This window comes from Paraburkholderia guartelaensis, from assembly GCF_004353905.1.
In the GTDB taxonomy this organism is placed as follows: Bacteria; Pseudomonadota; Gammaproteobacteria; order Burkholderiales; family Burkholderiaceae; genus Paraburkholderia; species Paraburkholderia guartelaensis.
Map to the genome: position 1 here is coordinate 18,708 of NZ_SMOD01000036.1, position 21,149 is coordinate 39,856.

Annotated in this window: 17 protein-coding genes; 7 read left to right on the forward strand and 10 right to left on the reverse strand. The window is 65.0% G+C overall.

The genetic code is table 11. The annotated features are described in order from the left end of the window. Window positions 1-2: 2 nt before the first annotated feature. The 5 genes from E1N52_RS32915 to E1N52_RS32935 form a co-directional block, all read right to left on the reverse strand. Window positions 3-839, reverse strand: coding sequence for a MetQ/NlpA family ABC transporter substrate-binding protein (locus E1N52_RS32915; protein ID WP_133187762.1), 837 nt, complete (start codon window positions 837-839; stop codon window positions 3-5). A 204-nt stretch (window positions 840-1,043) separates the two neighbouring features. Continuing rightward, window positions 1,044-2,612, reverse strand: coding sequence for an efflux transporter outer membrane subunit (locus tag E1N52_RS32920; RefSeq protein WP_133187764.1), 1,569 nt, complete (start codon window positions 2,610-2,612; stop codon window positions 1,044-1,046). Between the two features lie 23 nt (window positions 2,613-2,635). Further along, window positions 2,636-5,821 carry an efflux RND transporter permease subunit gene (locus E1N52_RS32925; RefSeq protein ID WP_133187766.1) on the reverse strand — a complete coding sequence of 1,062 codons (3,186 nt, stop codon included), beginning with the start codon at window positions 5,819-5,821 and terminating at the stop codon, window positions 2,636-2,638. Window positions 5,822-5,924: 103 nt separating this feature from the next. Further along, entirely contained in the window at window positions 5,925-7,142 is a 1,218-nt protein-coding gene (locus E1N52_RS32930; protein ID WP_133187768.1) for an efflux RND transporter periplasmic adaptor subunit, read from the reverse strand. A 68-nt stretch (window positions 7,143-7,210) separates the two neighbouring features. Then, on the reverse strand, window positions 7,211-8,104 hold the full coding sequence (locus E1N52_RS32935) for an alpha/beta hydrolase (protein WP_133187770.1): 894 nt from the start codon (window positions 8,102-8,104) through the stop codon (window positions 7,211-7,213). Window positions 8,105-8,290: 186 nt separating this feature from the next. On the opposite strand from E1N52_RS32935, the gene E1N52_RS32940 reads away from it, so the two are divergent. Together E1N52_RS32940 and E1N52_RS32945 are read left to right on the forward strand one after the other, a co-directional pair. Next, window positions 8,291-9,295: a LysR family transcriptional regulator gene (locus E1N52_RS32940; RefSeq protein WP_133187772.1), complete on the forward strand. Its 1,005-nt coding sequence runs from the start codon at window positions 8,291-8,293 to the stop codon at window positions 9,293-9,295. A gap of 197 nt (window positions 9,296-9,492) precedes the next feature. Further along, a complete protein-coding gene (locus E1N52_RS32945) occupies window positions 9,493-9,765 on the forward strand; it encodes a DUF4148 domain-containing protein (protein ID WP_133187774.1) in 273 nt (90 codons plus the stop codon). Between the two features lie 209 nt (window positions 9,766-9,974). On the opposite strand, the gene E1N52_RS32950 is transcribed toward E1N52_RS32945, so the two are convergent. The 4 genes from E1N52_RS32950 to E1N52_RS32965 all read right to left on the reverse strand — a co-directional run bounded on the left by E1N52_RS32950 (window position 9,975) and on the right by E1N52_RS32965 (window position 13,869). Next, a complete protein-coding gene (locus E1N52_RS32950; RefSeq protein ID WP_133187776.1) occupies window positions 9,975-10,880 on the reverse strand; it encodes a cation diffusion facilitator family transporter in 906 nt (301 codons plus the stop codon). 7 nt (window positions 10,881-10,887) lie between these two features. After that, entirely contained in the window at window positions 10,888-11,955 is a 1,068-nt protein-coding gene (selD, locus tag E1N52_RS32955) for a selenide, water dikinase SelD (protein ID WP_133187778.1), read from the reverse strand. Window positions 11,956-12,052: 97 nt separating this feature from the next. Continuing rightward, entirely contained in the window at window positions 12,053-12,838 is a 786-nt protein-coding gene (locus E1N52_RS32960) for an alpha/beta fold hydrolase (protein ID WP_133187780.1), read from the reverse strand. Beyond that, window positions 12,835-13,869 carry a M14 family zinc carboxypeptidase gene (locus tag E1N52_RS32965; RefSeq protein ID WP_133187782.1) on the reverse strand — a complete coding sequence of 345 codons (1,035 nt, stop codon included), beginning with the start codon at window positions 13,867-13,869 and terminating at the stop codon, window positions 12,835-12,837. Before E1N52_RS32965 ends, E1N52_RS32960 begins: the two co-directional genes overlap by 4 nt. Before the next feature lie 360 nt (window positions 13,870-14,229). Here E1N52_RS32965 and phnC point away from each other — a divergent pair, with 360 nt between their 5' ends. The 4 genes from phnC (at window position 14,230) to E1N52_RS32985 (ending at window position 17,988) form a co-directional block, all read left to right on the forward strand. Further along, window positions 14,230-15,057 carry a phosphonate ABC transporter ATP-binding protein gene (phnC, locus tag E1N52_RS32970; protein ID WP_133187784.1) on the forward strand — a complete coding sequence of 276 codons (828 nt, stop codon included), beginning with the start codon at window positions 14,230-14,232 and terminating at the stop codon, window positions 15,055-15,057. Window positions 15,058-15,115: 58 nt separating this feature from the next. After that, window positions 15,116-16,102: a phosphonate ABC transporter substrate-binding protein gene (phnD, locus tag E1N52_RS32975; protein WP_133187786.1), complete on the forward strand. Its 987-nt coding sequence runs from the start codon at window positions 15,116-15,118 to the stop codon at window positions 16,100-16,102. After that, window positions 16,102-16,992 (forward strand): phosphonate ABC transporter, permease protein PhnE, encoded by an 891-nt coding sequence (gene phnE / locus E1N52_RS32980; protein ID WP_205965703.1) that lies wholly within the window; start codon window positions 16,102-16,104, stop codon window positions 16,990-16,992. Before phnD ends, phnE begins: the two co-directional genes overlap by 1 nt. 159 nt (window positions 16,993-17,151) lie before the next feature. After that, window positions 17,152-17,988, forward strand: coding sequence for an EamA family transporter (locus tag E1N52_RS32985; RefSeq protein WP_133187790.1), 837 nt, complete (start codon window positions 17,152-17,154; stop codon window positions 17,986-17,988). A gap of 28 nt (window positions 17,989-18,016) precedes the next feature. Here the strand turns inward: E1N52_RS32985 and pdxR are convergent, their stop codons facing one another. Then, window positions 18,017-19,651 carry a MocR-like pyridoxine biosynthesis transcription factor PdxR gene (gene pdxR, locus E1N52_RS32990; protein WP_133187792.1) on the reverse strand — a complete coding sequence of 545 codons (1,635 nt, stop codon included), beginning with the start codon at window positions 19,649-19,651 and terminating at the stop codon, window positions 18,017-18,019. A 127-nt stretch (window positions 19,652-19,778) separates the two neighbouring features. Here pdxR and gabT point away from each other — a divergent pair, with 127 nt between their 5' ends. Next, window positions 19,779-21,071 carry a 4-aminobutyrate--2-oxoglutarate transaminase gene (gene gabT, locus E1N52_RS32995; protein WP_133187794.1) on the forward strand — a complete coding sequence of 431 codons (1,293 nt, stop codon included), beginning with the start codon at window positions 19,779-19,781 and terminating at the stop codon, window positions 21,069-21,071. Window positions 21,072-21,149 lie beyond the last annotated feature (78 nt).

Genomic DNA, 21,149 nt, shown 5'->3' on the forward strand with positions numbered 1-21,149 from the left:
CTTTACCAGGCGACCGCGTAGAGGTTGCCGAAGGCTTTGTCGAGTTCACGGCGCACGGCCGGCGAATGCTGGTAGATGTCGATGAACTTGCGGATGCGCGGATCGTTCACGCTCTCAGGCCGCACGACGAACTGGATCGCAAACGCCTTGTTCTCCACGCCGTCGAAGAGCAGCGCGCTATTCGGATCGGTAGTGCCCGCGAGCTTGATGAAGCTCGGGTAGCCTTGCGCGAGATCGACGTCGTCGAGCGATCGCGCCAGTTGCGACGCTTCGAGCTGCACGATCTTCAGGTGTTTGGGATTGGCAACGATGTCGAGCGTCGTGGCGCGATAGTCCACGCCCGGCTTGAGCTTAATGAGGCCCGCGCGCTGCAGCAGCAAGAGGCCGCGGCCGCCGTTCACGGGATCGTTCGCGATGGCGACCGTCGCGCCATCCTTCAGGTCTTCGAAGCGTTTCACCTTCTTCGAATACAGGCCGATCTTCATGATCGTGCCCGGCGCGATGGCAACGAACTTGTAGCCGCCCTGCTGTTCGGCGTTTTCCAGAAACGGCTTGTGCTGGAAGTAGTTGGCGTCGATATCCTTGTTCGCCAGCGCGGCGTTGGGCGTATTCCAGTCGGTGAATTCGATGATCTTCACGTCCACGCCCTGTGCCTTCGCCTCGCGCGCCGCTTCCTGGAGCGCGGGCGTTTGTGGCGTGGTGGCAATGCCGATCTTGAGCGTAGCGGTGTCAGCGTGTGCGTTGAGTGCTGCCGCCGCAAGCGACACGGTGATTGCCGTCAGCAGACCGAAGCGCAGGAAAAAGGAAGGGCGCCCCACGGCGCGCACGGCACGGATCATCGCGTTCCTCGAATGGAAGTTGGACTTCGTTCAGTGAGGAGCGACGCGATGTGGGCCCATCGCGTTGGCTCCAGATGGGTCCAGACGATGATAGGGGCGCGGCGGGGCCGGGTCTACGAAGCGATTGCGCAAAGGAAATCGCCGCCTGCGATATGCACAGGCGGCGAGCGTTGCGGCTATTTTGCGCGGGGTGTAAGGGGCGTTTTAACGCGCCGCGAGCGGCGCCGGAGGCGGCGGCGTACCGTCGCCGGGCTTCGCGTCGCCCCAGCCGCCGCCCAGCGCACGGATCAGGTTGACGGTCGCCACGGCCTGCGAACCCTGCAGATGGCTGGCCTGCAACTGCGATACGAGCACCGTCCGTTCGCTGTCGATCACGTTCAGATAGCTGACCTCGCCTTCCTCGTACTGCGTGCGGGAAAGCTGCGCCGACTGCTGCGAAGCGCTCACCGCGTCGTTCTGCTCGCGGATCTGATCGTCGAGCAGGCGCAGGTCGGAGAGATTGTCTTCGACCTCGCGGAAGGCCACGAGCACCTGCTGGCGGTATTGCGCAACATCTTCTTCATACTTCGCGCGCGACTGGGCGAGATTCGCCTTGCGCCGGCCGCCGTCGAAAAGCGGCAGCGTGAGCGCCGTACCCGCGAGCGGCCCGAGCAGGAACGCACGGCTCGACCACATGAACAGGTCGCCGAGCGTTGCGGACTCGAAGCCAGCCGCACCCGTGATATTGAGCTGCGGGAAGAACGCCGACTTCGCGAGACCCACGCGTGCGTTCGCGGCCGCCATGGCGCGCTCGGCAGCGGCCACGTCGGGGCGGCGCTCAAGCAGCGTGGAAGGCAGGCCCGGCGGCACCTGCACGACGACCGGCGCGAGCGGAGTTTCGGGGAACGTGAAGTCCGCGGGAGCCTTGCCAAGCAGGATCGCGAGGCTGTGCTCCGAAGCCGCGCGCTGACGCGCGACGCCCACCGCATCGGCACGTGCACTCGCGAGTTCGTTGCGCGCCTGCGCCACGTCCAGCGCGCTGATGTCGCCTTCCTTGAAGCGGCGCTCGACGAGCTTGAGCGCGTCTTCGCGCAACGCCACCGTGCGACGGTACAGATCGACATCGGAGTCGAACTGGCGCAGCTGGAAGTAGTTCTGCGCGACATCGGCCTGCAATGCGAGCTGCACCGAGAGGAACAGGGCTTCGCTTTGCTGGGCGTCCGCCTGCGCCGCGTGGACATTCGAACTCACACGGCCGAACAAGTCGACTTCATAGCTTGCTGTAGCCTGCGCGCGCCACAGCGTTTGAGCGGGCACGTTGTAATTTTGCGGGAAATACAGCGAAGCCGGCGAAGCACGCTGATACGTCGGGCCGAAGCCCGCATCGATCGACGGGAACCACGAGGCGCGCGCGGCCTGCGTCACGGCGCGCGCCTGCTGCACGCGCGCGGCCGCCGCCTTGAGGTCCTGGTTGGCTTCGAGCGCCTGCTGCTCGAGCTTGTCGAGCGCCGGGTCGCCGAACACCGTCCACCATTCGCCGCGGTGGGTGTCGTCGGCAGGCTGAGCGGGCGTCCACGTGCCCACGTCGTGCGGATTCGTGCTCTGCGTTTGTTGCGGCGCTTCTTTGTAGGCGGCTGGCACGGCGGCGTCGGGCACTTTGTAGGTCGGCTCGACCGAGCATGCCGCGAGCCATGCAAAGAGCGCGACGCTCGCCGCAATTCGTGTGATACGCGCGAAACGCCCGCCTCCCGGCGCGGCATTCGCGCTATAGCGCAAGATGGATTCGTTAGTCATGTTGATCATTTTCCCTTGTCGCCTTACGCGTCGACCATCGACTGCGGCTTGCGCGCATTGTCCTTCTGCGCGACGTGAATCTTGCCGCCCGCGAGCGTGCGCAGCACCACGTAGAACACCGGCGTCAGCAACAGACCGAATGCGGTCACGCCGAGCATGCCGAAGAACACAGCCACGCCCATTGCATGACGCATTTCCGAACCCGCGCCGCTGGAGAGCACGAGCGGCACCACGCCCATGATGAACGCGATGGACGTCATCAAGATCGGGCGCAGACGCAAGCGGCTCGCCTCGATGGCAGCGGAAAGCGGCGTGTGTCCGTCATGCTCCAGCTCGCGCGCAAACTCGACGATCAGAATCGCGTTCTTCGAAGCGAGTCCCACCAGCACCATCAAGCCGATCTGCGTGAAGATGTTGTTGTCGCCCTGCGTGAGCCACACACCCGTCAATGCACACAGCACGCTCATCGGCACGATCAGGATCACCGCGAGCGGCAGTGTCAGGCTCTCATAGAGCGCCGCCAGCACGAGGAACACGAGCAGCACGCTGATCGGGAACACCCAGATGCCCGCATTGCCCGCCAGCACCTGCTGGTACGTGAGGTCGGTCCATTCGAACTTCACGCCGCGCGGCAGCACCTCAGCCGCGATGCGTTCCGCCGCCGCCTGCGCCTGGCCCGACGAATAACCGGGCGCCGGGCCACCGTTGATGTCGGCAGCGGTGTAGCCGTTGTAGCGCACCACCATCTCGGGGCCATACGTCGGCGTGACCGTGACGAGCGACGAGAGCGGCACCATTTCGCCCGCGGCGTTGCGCGTCTTCAGTTGCAGGATGTCGTCAGCCCGCTGGCGGAACGGCGCATCGGCCTGCACGCGCACCTGATACACGCGTCCGAAGCGGTTGAAGTCGTTCACGTAGAGCGAACCCAGATAGATCTGCATCGTGTCGAACACGTCCGTGACCGGCACGCCAAGCTGCTTCGCTTTCGTGCGGTCGAGATCGACGTTCAGCTGCGGTACGTTGATCTGGTAGTTCGTGAACGTCGGGCCCAGCTCCGGCGTTTGCGCCGCGCGCTTGACGAAGTCCTGCGTCGCGCGGTTGAGCGCCTCATAGCCGAGCGCACTATGATCCTCCAGCTGCATCTTGAAGCCGCCCAACGTACCGAGACCGAGCACCGGCGGCGGGGGGAACACGGCGATGAACGAATCCTTGATGCCGGCGTACTGCTGGTTCAGCGCACCCGCAATCGCACCTGCCGAAAGCGCCTTGCCCTTGCGCTCCTTGAACGGCTTGAGCGTGACGAACACAATGCCCGCGCTCGAACTATTCGTGAAGCCGTTCACCGAAAGACCCGGGAACGCCACGGCGCTTTCCACGCCGGGCTGTTTGAGCGCAATGGCGCTCATGTCGCGAATCACGTTCTCGGTGCGGTCGAGCGCGGCGCCATTGGGCAGTTGCGCGAACGCGATCAGATACTCCTTGTCCTGCGCAGGCACGAAGCCGCCCGGCACCACACGCGCCATCAGCACCGTGGCGGCGATCAGCACCACATAGACTGCGAGCATCGCGCCCTTGTGGCGCAGCACGCCATTTACGCCGCGCCCATAGCTTTCCGAGCCGCGATGGAACACCCGGTTGAAGCGGCGGAAGAAGCCGCCCAACACGAGGTTCATCCCGCGCGTGAGCCAGTCTTCCTTCTCGCCGTGACCACGCAGCAGCAGCGCAGAGAGTGCCGGCGAAAGCGTGAGCGAGTTGAACGCCGAGATCACCGTGGAAATGGCGATGGTCATCGCGAACTGCTTGTAGAACTGGCCCGTGAGACCGCTCATGAACGCGAGCGGCACGAACACAGCCACGAGCGTGAGCGCAATGGCGATGATCGGCCCGCTCACTTCCTGCATGGCTTTATACGTCGCATCGCGCGCGGATAATCCGCTGGCGATATTGCGCTCCACGTTTTCGACCACCACGATTGCATCGTCGACCACAATGCCGATGGCGAGCACCATGCCGAACAGCGACAGTGCGTTGATCGAGAATCCGAATGCAAGCAGCAGCGAGAACGTCCCGACGATCGACACCGGCACCGCGATCAGCGGAATGATCGAGGCACGCCACGTTTGCAGGAACACGATCACCACGATCACCACGAGCGCAATCGCTTCGAGCAGCGTATGCACCACGGCTTCGATACTGGAACGCACGAACTGCGTGGGGTCGTAGACAATCTTGTAATCCACGCCCGCGGGCATGTCCTGCTTGAGCTCCTTCATCGCCGCGCGCACCTGGTCCGAAATCGCGAGCGAGTTCGCGCCAGGCGCCTGGTTGATGGCGAGCGCTACGGCCGGCTTGTTGTCGAGCAGCGAGCGCAGGCCGTATTCGGAGGCCGCCAGTTCGATACGCGCGATATCACGCAGGTACGTCACGCCGCCATCAGGATTCGTCTTGACGATGATGTTGCCAAACTCGCTTTCCGTACGCAGACGGCCGCGTGCATTGACGTTGAGCTGGAACGGCGTGCCAGGGACGCTCGGCGACGCGCCGATCACACCCGCCGCCACCTGCACGTTCTGCTCGCGAATCGCGTTGACTACGTCGTTCGCAGTGAGATTGCGCTGCGCCACCTTCTGCGGATCGAGCCAGATACGCATGGCGTAATCGCCCGAGCCCCACAGCTGAACCTCGCCCACGCCCTGGATGTTCGAGAGCCGGTCCTTGACGTTGAGCAGCGCGTAATTGCGCAGGTACGTCATGTCGTACCGGTTGTCCGGCGAGATCAGGTGCACCACCATCGTGAGCGTAGGCGAGCTCTTGATGGTCGTGATGCCGAGACGCTGCACGTCTTCCGGCAAGCGCGGCAGCGCCTGGTTCACGCGGTTCTGCACGAGCTGCGTGGCCTTGTCCGGGTCGGTGCCGAGGCGAAACGTGACCGTGAGCGTGAGATTGCCGTCGCTATTGGCTTGCGACTGCATGTACAGCATGTTCTCGACGCCGTTGATCTGCTCTTCGAGCGGCGCGGCGACGGCTTCGGCGATCACCTTCGGGTTCGCACCCGGATACTGCGCGTGGACCACCACCGAAGGCGGCACGACCTCGGGGTACTCGGAGATCGGCAACTGGAACAGCGCGATCACGCCGGCCAGCAGGATCAGCACGGACAGCACGCCCGCGAAGATCGGCCGGTCGATGAAGAATTTCGATATGTTCATGGGTTGCTCTTGTTCATGACGCTCAATATGACGCGAATCTTGCTGCTTAGTCGTCCTGACGGATGCACAGGCGCAGGCTGCGATCGCCTACGCCCGCCGCTCGTCAGGACGTTTTCGCTGCCTTGGCGCCGGGGTTCGCTGCCGTGTTGGTCGAATCGGCGTCGGGGTCGCCGTTCATCGGCACCATGTGCGAGCGCACGGCTTCACCGGGGCGCACGCGCTGCGTACCGTTCACCACCACGTGGTCGCCCGCCTTCAGGCCGTCCAGAATCACGCGCAGGTTGCCCTGCTGGCCGCCCGTTTGCACCGTGCGGTAGGCGATCTTGCCGCTGTTATCCACGACGTAAACAAACTTCTTGTCCTGGTCGGTGCCGATGGCGGCGTCGTCCACGAGCAGCGCCGGGTGCGGGGCGCTGCCGCTCACCTTGATGCGTGCGTAAAGCCCCGGCACCAGCGCGCCGTCGGCGTTGTCGAAACGCGCGCGCACGCGGATCGTGCCCGAGGTGGTGTCGAGACGGTTATCCACCGACTCGATCGTGCCCGTGCGCGAATAGCCCGATTCGTTCGCAAGACCCAGTTCCACCGGCACCTTCGAGCCATTCTTCATGTGGCTGATGTAGTCGAGATAGGTCTGCTCGTCGGCGTCGAATTCGGCGTAGATGGGCGAAACGGAAACGAGCGTCGTGAGCGGTGCGGCGCTCGCCCCGGCCGAGACGACGTTGCCTACCGTGATCTCGGCGCGCGACACACGTCCGGCAACCGGCGCGACGATGCGCGTGTAACCCAGATTGATCTGCGCGGCTTCGAGCGCGGCCTGCGCGGCCTTGAGGTTCGCGTTCGCTTCACGCGAGGCGTTCTGCTTCTCGTCGTAATCGCGCTTGGCGATGGCGTTATCGCCAATCAGGCGCTGCGCGCGCTCCCAGTCGCTTTGCGCGTAGCCCGTGCGCGCCTGCGCGGCGGCAAGCTGCGCAGCGGCCTGATCGACGGCCGCCTGGTACGGGCGCGGATCGATCACGAACAGGGTCTCGCCCTGCTTCACGAGTGCGCCGTCATGGAAGTTCACGGAGACGATCGTGCCGGAAACCTGCGGACGTATCTCCACTTTCTCGACAGCGGCCATGCGGCCCGAGTAGGTCTGCCAGTCGGTGATCGTGCGGTTGAGCACGGGTGCGACATCGACCTCGGGTGCAGGCGGCGCTTCAGCGGCAACGGCAGGGTGCGAGTCGAGGCGGATGGCACCGAGGGTGCCGAGGCCCGCGACCACCAGCACGCCAATGACCGCTAGCGCGATACGGGTTCGGGATTGCGAAAAAAGTGACATGTCGGACTCCAGAAATAATGGTTAGTGTTCTTCACTGGTTCGGCAGCACCGCCGCAAGGGTGCTTCGTCTATGACGCGCCCGCGTCGAAGCAACATTGGAAAAACCGTACGGCTTCGCTGAGCGCGGCCGGATGCGCCGCGAGGTTCGCGTGCGAGACGCTCGGGTAGCGCACCACCTGGGTGCGCACGCCCGCGTCGATCAGGCGGCTCGCGTACTTCTCCGCTTCGATGTGCAGCACGTCGTTCTGTGCGGTCACGATGAGCGTGGGCGGCAACCCGCCAAGACGCAGCGATTCGAGCGGCGCCGCGTACGGATGCATGCGCTGCGTCGCATCGGGCAGATACGCGCGATAACACGCCGCGCACTCGCTTGCTGTGATATCGGAGCCCAAGCGCGCCTCGTCGCCAAGACGCGTGAGGCTCGGGTCGAGCATCGGCGCAAACAATGCCTGCGCCGCGAGTTTCACGTCGCCGCGATCGCGTCCCATGAACGCGAGCACGTTGGCGATCTGGCCGCCCGCGTCGTGGCCCGCCGCGATCACGCGCTTCGGATTGCCGCCAAAGGCGCGGGCCCGCGTAAGCGCCCACAGCGCCGCGCGATGCGCATCTTCGGGCGCGGCTGGAAACGGGTGCTTCGGCGCGAGCGAATACCCGACGCTCACCACGAGCGCTGGTAAGCGTTCTGCGAGAAAACGCCCAATGGCATCCGCTTCTTCGATCGACCCGCGCACAAAACCGCCGCCGTGGAAATACAGCAACACCGGCAAACCATTCGCGGCTTCGGGTCGGTACAGCCGCAGCGGAATCTGCTGGGCGTAGCCTTCAATCATCACGTCGGTCGTGAGCACCGCGCGCGCCTTGCTGGGCTTGGCGGACGCGGTATCGGGCAGGGCCGCGGGCACTTCGGCCAGCGGCGCTTCCTCCGCGGAGGTCCAAGACGTAGGGCGTTTAAAGACATCCATGTCAAATCGGCGCAATGCGCGAGAGTAGATTCGAATGAAGCGAATTGTGGGTTCGGCAGACTTGCAAATAAATGCCTATAATCCGGCAACACAATTCGGCGCACCTGAACAATCTGTCTCCTCTTTCTGCGCGGGCGTTTCTATCGAACGTCGCGCCGTGCGACCGAAGCTTTTTGGAGAGTGGTAATGGACCGCCTTCAGGCCATGCAAGTGTTCACCCGCGTCGTCGATACCAACAGCTTCACGCGCGCTGCCGAAACGCTCGATATGCCGCGCGCTTCGGTCACGACGATCATTCAGAATCTCGAAGCGTTTCTCGGCGTGCGCCTCATGCACCGCACCACGCGCCGTCTGTCGCTCACGCCCGATGGCGCCGCGTACTACGAGCGCTGCGTGCGAATTCTTGCGGACGTCGAGGAAACGGAAACCACATTCCAGGATCGCAACCGCAAACCGCACGGCAAATTGCGCATCGACATGCCAGGCTCGATCGGGCGGCTCATCGTGATTCCGTCGCTGTGCGAATTCCATGGCCGCTATCCCGACATCGACCTGCAACTCGGGCTTTCCGATCGCCCCGTCGACTTGCTGCAGGAAGGCGTGGATTGCGTGGTGCGCGTGGGTGCACTGCAGGATTCGTCGCTGGTCGCGCGGCGCATCGGCATTTTCGAAGGCGTGTCGTGCGCGGCGCCGTCGTATCTGGAGCGCCACGGCACGCCGCAAACGCTCGAAGAGCTGGCCGAGCATCGCGCCGTGAATTACTTCTCGTCGCGTACGGGACGCGTGATGGACTGGGCGTTTCTCGTCGACGGCAAGGAAGTGGAGGTCAAGCTCAAGAGCATGGTCTCGGTAAACGACGCGGACGCTTATGTGACCTGCGGCATCGAAGGCTTCGGCCTGATTCAGGGGCCGCGCTACATGGTGCTACCGCACCTGAAGTCGGGCGCGCTCGTCGAGGTGCTGCCCGATTACAAGCCGCTACCCATGCCGATTTCGGCCGTCTATCCGCACAGCCGCCATCTGTCACCCAAAGTGCGCGTGTTCGTGGACTGGATCGCCGAAGTGTTCGACCGCTGCCCGCTGCTGAGCGGCCGCGCCTCGCTCGACAAGGCCTGCACGATGCGCACGCTCGAAGAGCGCGAAAACGCGCCGGCGCTCGAAACGCCTGTCATTTCGGAATGGGCCGCATAAGCTCAGCGGCGTAACGCAATCGCGCTGCGCCAACCCTCAAAGCCGCGTCCGCAAAGGCTTCGCGGGCGCGACGCCGCGATTGTTCCGGATTTTCGACAATTGCTTTCGCATTCCGGCCGTTTATCGCAAACGGCTGCGCAACTACATTTGCTCCTGTCGCCGCGACCTACGTGGCACCAGTACAAAAGGAGCAGATCATGAAACGCACTCTCGCAACCGCCATTGGCGCCACGCTCGTTCTCTCGCTCGCCGCCAGCGCTTCGGTCTTCGCCCAGGAAAACAGCGCCCCGAAAACGCGCGCTGAAGTGAAGGCGGAAATCGCCGCCGCGTATCGCGACGGCACGCTGCCCTCGCTGAACAAGACGAGCTACCCCGAGCAAAGCCTGATCGGCCGCACGCAAGCCCAACGCATCGCGCTACAGGAAAGCCGCGCGAACAACGCCCAGCGCGTTGCGCAGGCTGGCGAATAATTCCACAAGACGCATCGGCATTTCGATTGCAAGACGAAAAACGTAGGAGTCCAACATGAATCCGACCGTACCTTCCGAACTCGAGCAATGGGACAACACCACGCCCGTGTGGACGCCGTTTCGGCATTGAAGAGTGAAGCGCGCGTGAAGATGTAAAGATGTGAAGATGTGAAAAGGCCCGGCGGTTTGGCAACCGCCGGGCCTTGGCATTACCGGTTCACGAAATCGGGCTCGAAAAACACCCAGCGCACGAGGGGAAAGCGTGACTGCAGGTCGGCTTCGATCTCGTTGATCGCTTCGACCATGGTACGGCTGTGCTCGTAGTCGAGCATTTCGCACTGCACCGCCACCATCACCTCCTTGCCCCATTGCAGGGTAATGAGGCTGATGATGCTGCGAATCTCGGGCCGCGCGCGCAGGAACGATTCGATATCGCGCCGCATTTCCGGGCTTGCCGATTCGCCGACGATCATCGACTTCACTTCGCGCGCGATGAACCACGCAATCAGCATGAGCAGAATGCCCACGCCGATCGAGCCGCACGCATCCCATACCGGATTGCCCGTGATGACCGTGAGCAGCACGGCGGCGAACGCAATGGCGAGACCCGCCAGCGCGGCGATGTCCTCGCCCGCGACGACGAGCAGGTCGGAATCGCGCGTTTCGCGCGCCCAGCGCCACAGCGATTTCGTCGGCGCGCCCTTGCGAATCTCACGCATCGCGCCGTAAAGCGAGAACGCTTCGAGCGCCACGGAAATGCCGAGCACGACGAGCGCCACATACACGAATCGCAGCGGCTCGCGCGCGATCAGCCGATGCACGCCCTCATACACCGAGAACGCGCCGCCCACGAAGAACAGCAGCAGCGCCACGAGCAGCGAATAGAAGTTGATCGCGCGGCCCGTGCCCATGGGATGCAGCGGCGTGGGCGGCTCGCGCGACTGGCGCAAGCCGAAGAGCAAGAGCAATTGATTGCCGCAATCGGCCGTAGAGTGAATCGCCTCCGCGAACATCGATCCCGAACCCGTGAACGCAGCGGCAGCGAACTTGCAGACCGCAATGCCGAAGTTCGCAGCGAGCGCGTAGAAGATGGCTTTCGGCGATTCTCCGCTCATACGGTCCTCATGCGACGTCCACGCGCGCCGGGCCTTCGCTCAGTTCGCCGATCACGCGTGCGTCGCCAAAGCCTTCCGCACGGAAGATCGCCAGCACTTCGTCCACGTTTTCCGGCGCGCAGGCCACGAGCAGGCCGCCCGAGGTTTGCGGGTCGGTGAGCAGCGTGCGTGCGCTTTCGGGCAGGCTGGGCGCGAGCGTGACGGCGTCGCCGTACGAGGCCCAGTTGCGGCCCGAGGCGCCCGTGTACACGCCGTCGTCGACGAACTTCTGCACGCCCGGCAGCCACGGCAGCTCGGCGTAGTGCACGCGCGCCGTGAGATTCGCGCCGCGCGCGATTTCGAGCGTGTGGCCGAGCAGGCCGAAGCCCGTCACGTCGGTCATGGCGTGCACGCCCGGCAGTTCGGCCAGCGTCGCGCCCGGTTTGTTGAGCAGGGTCGCGGCGGCCACCATCGCCTTGTAGCCCGCGTCGCCGAGTATTTCCTTCTTCAGTGCTGCGGAAAGCACGCCGACGCCCAGCGGCTTGCCGAGCACGAGCACGTCGCCGGCTTTTGCCGATGCGTTGCGCTTCACGCGCGAGGGATGCACCACGCCGAGCGCCGCCAGGCCGTAAATGGGCTCCACGGAGTCGATCGAATGCCCGCCCGCCACGGGAATGCCCGCCGCCGCGCACACGTCCTCGCCGCCGCGCAGCACCTGCGCGATCACATCATGCGGAAGCACGTTGATCGGCATGCCCACGAGCGCCAGCGCGAGGATCGGCTTGCCGCCCATGGCGTAGACGTCCGAAAGCGCGTTGGTCGCGGCGATGCGGCCGAAGTCGTACGGATCGTCGACGATCGGCATGAAGAAGTCCGTGGTCGCGACGATGGCCTGCTCGTCGTTGAGCTTGTAGACCGCGGCGTCGTCGGCGGTCTCGGTGCCGACCAGCAGGTTCGGAAACGCGGTGGTGAGCGGCGTGCTGCGGGCGAGCAGCGCGGAAAGCACGCCCGGCGCGATCTTGCAGCCGCAGCCGCCGCCGTGCGAAAGGCTCGTGAGGCGCGGTACGGCGGCGCCAATGGCGGGTTTGTCGTTCATGTCTGGAAATCGTCCTGAAAGTGCCGGATGAGTTTTCGTATTATGGGGCAATCGCCGGACGGGCGATGCGGGCGGCGCGCACGCACCGCGGCGCCGCTCAGCCGCGCCCGGCAGCCTGGCCCGCGGCGTTCGCGGCGACGCCGCCCGCGTGGAGCGTATCGACGAGCCATTGCGGATCGTCGTGCGGCAGATCGTGCCCCGCCCACGGATGCTCCACGTGCGGCGCGCCCCAGGCCCGCGCGAGCCGCGCCGAGCAAACGGGGTTCACGAGCCGGTCGCCCCGCGACGACACCACGAGCACCGCACAGCGCGGCACGCCGAGCGCCTTGAAGCGCGCGGCGGCGGCCAACTGGCGCAGCGCGTTCGCGCGGCTCACATGGGCGCTCTCGCGGATCGCTCGCCACGTTTCGAGGTCGGCCGCGAGCGTGTCGCGGCGCGCGCAGGTGCGCCCGTGGATCAGGGTCTCGGCAATGTTGCCGCTGTCGCCGCCATCCCAATGCCGCGCCACGCGCACGAGTGCGGGCCACGCCGAGGGCCGCAAGCGCTCGTACACGCGGCTATGCGGCCGCATGCTCGTGTTCACGAGCACGAGCTGCCCGATTTCTACGGGGTAACGCAGCGCCCACGCCGTCGCCACCATGCCGCCCAGCGACATCGCCAGCACGCGGTATGGCGCGCGTGCGCCGTACCGCTGCTGCGCTTCGGCGCGCAGCGCATCCACGTAGTCGTCCACGGCGAGCGGCGAGCGTACGAGCGCCGCCGTGCCGTTGCCCGGCAGGTCGATGGGCAGCACGCCGTCGCGCGCCGCCAGCAGCGTGGCAAACGCGCCCCAGTGGCGCGATTCGCGCGTGAGGCCGCGCAGCAGGATCCATGGTTCGCTCATGTGCCCGGCTTGCGATACCAGTGCCCGATCGCGCTTTTCAGCACTTCCTCGCGTATCACGCCCTCGGGCAGCCAGCGCTGCGAGGAATACGCGGCGCGCGTGAGGAACTCGAACAGATTCGCGTGACGCCGCAACACACGCGCGGTGCGATGCTGCAAGAGGGGATTGAACATGCCCTGGCGCGAAAAGATCTGACGCGGGTTCTTCTTGATCCACAGCCACGAGCCCAGTTCGAGTGTGAGCGGCAGGAAGATGTTGCTGTTAGGCGCGCGATCGTACGCGCAATCCCACAAGTCGCCGTGCAGTAAATACTGGTGGCTCTGCGGCTCGAAGGTGTAGCCATGATGCGGATGCGCGCGCTCGAACATCGTCTTGAGCACGTACATTTCGGGCAGATGCCGTATGAGGCGGCGCGTGCGTGCGTACGGAAACCAGATGCTGTCGGTCCAGCCATAACCCGAATGGCAGTCGAGCGCGAAGGAAAGCGGGCGCCGCGTGAGTTCTTCGTCGACGATCTTCAGGAGCGCCTGCGCCTCGACCTCCATGGCCGCGCCGCGCCGCCCCCGATACCACGGCAGCCACGAGCCGACGCGCTGGCCGCCCGCGAGAAAGGGCACGCGCTCGTCGGCGTCCTGCGGCGCGTTGCGCATGAGGTCGACGCCGTTCGGATTCGCACGCGTGGCGAGCCACATGCCGCCGGGATTGAGGATTGGCGCGAAGACGATGCGCACGGACTCGAGCTGGCGCAAGAGCAGTTCGTCCCAGGCAAGACGCCCCACCAGTGCGCGCATGTAATCGAGCACGAGCTGCGAGCCGATGCGCTCGAGCCCATGAATGCCCCCGAAAAAACCGATGCCGGGCGCGGCCGGATCGCGCGAGCCGATTGCCGCCACATACAGAGGAAACGTGCGGCCGCGCACCTCGACTTCGCCTTCGCTGCGAATGTCGAGCCAGCGTGCGCCGGCATCGAGGATCATCTTGAGATCCTCGTATTCCTCGAAGCTGTCGGGTAGGAAGCTCAGTGCCTGCATATGGCGCCGGGTTTCGTCGCTCGTTTGGGTGGGGCCGCCCAGGTGGGACCGCCCAGGTCGGGCCGCCGCGTGCGGCCGCTTTGTCTACAACTGCCTTGCGAGTGCCGCCCCTGTCGACAATGAGTCAGCAATAAGTCAGGAAAACCAGGGACAGCACGTACGTTGCCCATCAATATAGCCGCTTCCCATGATATTGAGCATGACAGATGTTTGGCGTCATGTGTCTGTCACATCTCTCGCGTTTTTTTTCGCCGCTAGAAGGCCGCAAGACATGTAGTCGTCTAGACGTCGCGACACCTTCACTTAACCGTCACAGTCACTTCCTAGAATGAGCCCTCGACTACACAGCGACGGATTGTTATGGACGCCATACGCATCGAACGCCTCTCGAAAAGCTTCGACAGCGGCCGCAAGGCACTCGACGAAATTAACCTGCGCGTAGGCGTTGGTGAGATGGTCGCGCTGATCGGCGCATCGGGCTCGGGCAAATCGACATTGCTACGCCATATTGCGGGCTTCACGGCTTCCGACCCGCAGCCTTCGCGCATCGAGATTCTTGGTCGTCCTATTCAGCAGGACGGCCGCATCGTGCGCGAAGTGCGCCGCATTCGCCGCGACATCGGCTTCGTGTTTCAGCAGTTCAACCTCGTGCATCGCCTCACGGTCGAAACGAATGTGCTGATCGGCGCGCTGTCGCGGCTGCCGTTGTGGCGACGCCTCACGGGCCGCTTTCCGCGTGCCGAGCGCGAGCTGATGCTGGCCGCACTCGGCGAAGTCGGCATCGCGCACAAGGCCGCTGAGCGCGCATCGAATCTCTCGGGCGGCCAGCAGCAGCGCGCGGCGCTCGCCCGCGCGCTCGTGCAGCGCGCACGAATTATTCTCGCCGACGAACCCATCGCCTCGCTCGACCCCGCATCGTCGCGCCGCGTGATGGACATGATGCGCATGCTCAACCGCGATCACGGCTTGACGGTGGTCGTCTCGCTGCATCAGGTGGATATCGCCATGGAGTATTGCCCGCGCACCATCGCGCTGCGCGACGGGTGCGTAGTGTACGACGGCGCTTCGGCGGCGCTCACGCCCGCCCTGCTGCAACAGCTTTATGGCAACGCCGCGCGCGAATTGCTCGAACCCGATGCTGCACCGGCCTCGGCAACGCGCTTCGGCGCGCAGCCTCGCGCGGCCTGATCACGCAACGCAACCCTTTCTCAACCCGCAACGTTTCTTCTCACCACGGACCGCCCCAATGAAACTGTTCCGCTCCATGCTCTCCTGGTGCGCCGCCGGCGCCGTCGCGTTTGCCTCGCTCGGCAGCGCGGCCGCTCACGCTGAAGACCTCAACTTCGGCATCATCTCGACCGACTCGTCGGCGGTGCTCAAGCAACGCTGGCAACCGTTCATCGATGATCTGAACAAGCAGACCGGCCTGCACGTGAATGCGTTCTTCGCCACCGACTACTCGGGCATCATCGAAGCCATGCGCTTCAACAAGGTGCAGATCGGCTACTTCGGCAACGCTTCGGCCATGGAAGCCGTGGACCGCTCGAATGGCGAGATCTTCGCGAAGGTGCTCTACGCGAACGGCGACGCAGGCTACAAGTCGGTGCTCATCACGAACGTGAACAGCCGCGTGAAGTCGATCGACGATGTGTTCAAGAATACTAAGGATCTCACGCTCGGCTGGGGCGACCCGAATTCGACCTCGGGCACGCTGATTCCGGGCTATTACCTCTTCGCGCAGCACGGCATTTCGGTGAACGCGACGAACTTCAAGACCGTGCTGCCGTCGAGCCACGAAGCGAACCTGCTCGCCGTAGTGAACAACAAGGTGGATATCGCCACCAACAACACCATCGAGCTTGCCACGTTGCAACAGAAGCACCCGGACCGCTTCGCCCAGGTGCGCGTGCTGTGGACCTCGCCGCTCATTCCGTCCGATCCGCTCGTGTATCGCAAGGATCTGCCTGAAGCCACCAAGCAGAAGCTGCGCGACTTCTTCTACCACTACGCCAAGACCGACCCGCGCGAGAAGAAGATCATGGCCGATATCACCGGCTACGCAGGCTTCGCGCCCGCCACCGACGCGCAGCTCCTGCCGATCCGCCAGGTCGCGCTGTTCCAGCAGAAAGAGAAGATCGCCGCCGACACGCATCTCTCCGACGACGACCGCAAGAGCCAGCTCGCCGCAATCGACGCGAAGATCGGCGCGCTCTCCGCACCTGCGAAGCAGTAATGGGCGCAATGGATTTCGACAGCTCACGCGCCGTGCCGCAGGCAGAAGCCGCGAGGCCCGCTGCCGGGCCGGCGGCGGCGCCAAACGTCACCGCCGCCCCGCAAGCGGCCGCCCTCGCGGCGAGCAAGCAGGCAGGCAAGCGCAGCTGGTCCTCGCTCGCGCTCTGGGCCATCGTGTTCGTGCTGCTCGGCGTGGCATGGCGCGGCGCCGACATGCGCCCGCTCGACCTGTTCTCCGATTCCGCGAACATGGGCACGTTCGCGCGCGGCTTCTTCCCGCCGGACTTCACGGAATGGCGCACGTACGCCCAGGAGATGTGGGTCACGATCGCGGTGGCGCTGTGGGGCACGGCGCTCGCCATCGTCTGCGCGGTGCCGTTCGGGCTCATGTCGGCGCACAATCTCGCGCCCGCGTGGGTGCTGCATCCTGTGCGGCGTTTGATGGACGCGTGCCGCGCCATCAACGAGATGGTGTTCGCGATGCTCTTCATCGTGGCCGTGGGCCTCGGGCCGTTCGCCGGTGTGCTCGCCTTGTGGGTGCACACCACGGGCGTGCTCGCGAAGCTCTTTGCCGAAGCGGTGGAAGCCATCGACCCGCGCCCTGTGGAGGGCGTGCGCGCGACGGGTGCCTCGCCGCTCGACGAGATCATCTACGGCGTGCTGCCCCAGGTCATGCCGCTGTGGATCTCATATGCGCTCTACCGGTTCGAGTCGAATGTGCGCTCAGCGATGGTGGTAGGCATGGTGGGCGCGGGCGGCATCGGCGTCGTGCTGTATGAGGAAATCCGCTCGTTCGATTATCAGCAGACCAGCGCCGTTCTCATCATGGTGATCGTGGTCGTCACGGCCATCGATCTGATCTCCGCAAGACTGCGTGCGCGCGTGATCTGACGCGTTGTTCCCCGAAAGCCGCGCGAGCCGAATAGAAACACAACGACGGCTCGCGCGGCTTTTCTCTATTTCTGGCGGCCATTCGCGTTCGCTGGAATAATCACATGATTGCGGCCGCAACGGCCCGCGTCTCCAACAAACATTCGATTCGCAATCCCAATGGCCAGTTTCGTCGTTCTGCTGGTCCTGCTCTCGGCACTCATGCACGCGAGCTGGAACGCCTTTCTCCATCTTTCGGGCGATCGCCTCTGGCTGCTCGGCATGTTCTCGGTGCCGTATATCGTCGTGAGCGCGATCGCCGTATGCGTGCTGCCGCTGCCCGCGCCGGCGAGCTGGCCGTATATCGCCGCTTCAGTGGTGCTGGAGTTCGTGTACTGCTTCACGCTGATCCGCGCCTATCGCAGCGGCGACTTTGGGCAGATCTACCCCATCGCGCGCGGGCTTTCGCCGCTGCTCGTATTCGCGGGCGCGCTCGTGTTCGCGCACGAAGACCTGCATGCGCTCGCGGCCACTGGCGTCGCGCTCGTTTCGCTTGGCATCATGTCGCTCGCCTTCCGGCGCGGCATGCGCTTTTCGGGCGAGAGCGTGCCGTATGCGCTGCTCACGGGCCTGTTCATCGCGATGTATTCGGTCGTCGACGGCCTCGGCGCGCGCCTGGCCGGCAACGGCATCAGCTACATCATGTGGGTCTATCTGCTCTGGAACGTCCCGCAGTTTCTCCTGGTCTGCAAGCTGCGCGGCGGCGCGGCGCGGATGTTCACGTCGAAGTCCGCGGTCGCGCACGGCATGCTCGCGGGCGTGCTCGCACTCTCGGCGTATTGCCTCGTGATCGAGGCGTTCCGTTACTTGCCTATCGCAATGGTTTCCGCGCTGCGCGAACTCTCGTCGGTCTTCGCGGTGCTGATCGGCTGGCTCTTCATGAACGAGAAGCTCACGGCGCGCCGCATGATGGCGTGCGCGCTCGTGACTTGCGGGGCGGTGCTGATCCGGCTGTGATTGGGCTGCACTGTCGTGACCGCTTCGCTCACGCGAACGCGGGTAACGTCGTATCGATCGCCTCGGCAAGCGTGTCGAACGCCGGCGCGATCTCCTCGTCGGGCACGCAGGCATAGCCGATCAGCAAGCCCGGGTTTGCGCGCTCGCGCGACGAGTAGTACCCCGAAAGCGGCCGCACCACGATATTGCGCGCGAGCGCGGCCTCGGCCACGGCGCGGTCGTCGCTGCCTTCGGGCAACTGCATCACGACGTGCAGGCCCGCGTCCCCGCCCATCGCGGGCAACGCGTCGCCGTAGCGGCGCGAAACGGCGTCCAGCAGCACCTGGCGGCGCTGGCCGTAAAGCGCGCGCATCTTGCGGATATGCGAGGTGAAATGCCCTTCGGCGATGAACTCCGCGAGCACGGCCTGCTGCAGCAATTGCCCCTCGCGGTACAGCTCCGCGCTCGCGGTCGCGAAGCTTTCAGCCAGCGCTTCCGGCGCGACGAGATAACCCACGCGCAGGCCTGGAAACAGCGTCTTGCCGAAGCTCCCCACGTAGATCACCTGCCCCGCCGTATCGAGGCCCTGCAATGACGCGAGCGGGCGGCTGCCGTAGCGGAACTCGCTGTCGTAGTCGTCCTCGATGATCCAGCACTGATGCTGACGCGCGTACTCGAGCAACATGCGCCTGCGCGCGAGGCTCATCACCATGCCGAGCGGATACTGGTGCGAAGGCGTGACGAGCATGAGCCGCGGCGGCGGCGCGGTAAAGTCGTCGGCCGACGGGTTGAGTCCTTCGGTGTCCACGGCGATCGGCCGCGTGTTGAGGCCTGAGACGTGGAGCACGCTGCGCACGCCCCAGTAGCACGGGTCTTCGGTCCAGATAGTGTCGCCGGGGTCGGAGAGCAGACGCACGGCCAGGTCGATGGACTGATGGATACCCGTCGTGATGATGATCTGCTCCGGCGAGCAGCGCACCGAGCGAGAGGTGCGCAGATAGTCGGCCAGCACGTGGCGCAGCAGCGCGAGCCCACCGCCGGGTGCGTAGGTCAGCAGGTCCGGGCGCAGGCTGCGCCAGTACTTGTTGTGCAGGCGCGTCCACACGCGCGCGGGGAAGCGCGAGACGTCGGGCACGCCGGGCATGAACGCGCCGCCCTGGCGCTTCGATACGCCCGCGCTGGTAATCAGGCGCGTGCCGCGTGCCGAGAGTGCGCGCGCAGTGGGGCGCTGCGCCTGCGTGGCGCTTTCCATTCCGATCGCCGCCGCTGCGGGTGCCGCCGCGGCGAGCGTCTCCGCGCCCTGCGCGCGGTGGCTGTTAGTTGCGACTTCTCCCACAGGCAGCGCGGCTCCTGAAACGCCAAATTTTTTCCGCGTTTGCATAGAGCCAATTTCCGCCGCCCCCACGATCTCGTCTGGCGACGTGTCCGCCACGAAGGTACCGCGCCCCGTCGCCGACGTGACATAGCCTTCGAGCACCAATTGTTCGTAGACCTGCGTCACGGTATTGCGCGCAATCCCCAGTTCGGCCGCCAGCAACCGCGACGACGGCACCCGCGCCCCAGCCGGCAGCTCGCGCGACAAGATCGCCTGCTGCAGCAGCTTGTGCAGCTGCCGATACACCGGCTGGGCGCTTCCGCGGTCGAGCCGTTGGGCCAGCCAATCGGACAGAACACTCGCACGCATCGAAATTGGCTCCTAAAGATTGCACTGAATGGCTCTGAAATTTAGAGCCAAACGTGAGTATAGTCGCGACATGGACTGCTTGCCGGTCCGCCAACCAACTTCAGAACTGACACCGATTCCACAGGAGATGAACGTGAGCAAGAACGCCGATCTGCAAAGCCGCAAGAACGCCATTACCCCGCGCGGCGTGGGCGTGATGTGCGACTTCTACGCCGAGCGCGCCGAAAACGCGGAGCTGTGGGACGTGGAAGGCCGCCGCTTCATCGACTTCGCCGCCGGTATCGCCGTGTGCAACACGGGCCACCGCCATCCGAAGATCGTCGCCGCGATCAAGGCGCAGCTCGACCAGTTCACGCACACGGCCTACCAGATCGTGCCGTACGAGTCGTACGTCTCGCTGGCCGAAAAGGTCGCCCAGCGCGCGCCGGGCAGCTTCGCCAAGAAGGCCGCCTTCTTCACGACAGGCGCCGAAGCCGTCGAAAACGCCGTCAAGATCGCACGTGCCCACACGGGCCGTCCGGGCGTGATCGCCTTCGCGGGCGGCTTCCACGGCCGCACGCTGATGGGCATGGCGCTCACGGGCAAGGTCGCGCCGTACAAGCTCGCGTTCGGCCCGTTCCCGGCCGACGTGTACCACGCCCCGTACCCCAATTCGGTCCACGGTATCAGCACGGCTGACTCGCTCAAGCACATCGAGATGTTGTTCAAGGCCGACATCGATCCGAAGCGCGTCGCCGCGATCATCTTCGAACCGGTTCAGGGCGAAGGCGGCTTCTACCAGGCACCGGCTGATTTCGTGCGCGGCCTGCGCAAGATCTGCGACACGCACGGCATCCTGCTGATCGCCGACGAAGTGCAAACGGGCTTCGCGCGCACCGGCAAGCTGTTCGCGATGGAACACTACGACGTCACGCCGGACCTCATGACGATCGCCAAGAGCCTGGCAGGCGGCATGCCCCTCTCGGGCGTGGTGGGCCGCGCGGAAGTCATGGACGCGGCAGCGCCCGGCGGCCTCGGCGGCACGTACGCGGGCAACCCGCTGGCGGTGGCTTCGGCGCACGCGGTGATCGAGATCATCGAAGAAGAAAAGCTCTGCGAGCGCGCGACGAAACTCGGCGACAAGCTCAAGGCCAAGCTCAACGCGATGAAGGCCGACGTGCCGCAAATCGCCGACGTGCGCGGCCCCGGCGCGATGAACGCCGTTGAGTTCTGCAAACCGGGCACGAACGAAGCCGACGCCGACTTCACGAAGCGCGTGCAAACGGCAGCCCTGAACCGCGGCCTGCTGCTGCTCGTGTGCGGCGTGTACTCGAACGTCGTGCGCTTCCTGTTCCCGCTGACGATCCAGGACGCCGTGTTCGACGAAGCGCTCGCGATCCTCGAAGAGTCGGTCAAGGAAGCCGTGGGCGTGCCGGCGTAAGCCTCCACCACATTCTGGCCCGCGAGCAGCGGGCCATCCGCGAAACGGCACACCGGCGCTTGCCGCTGTGCCGTTCGT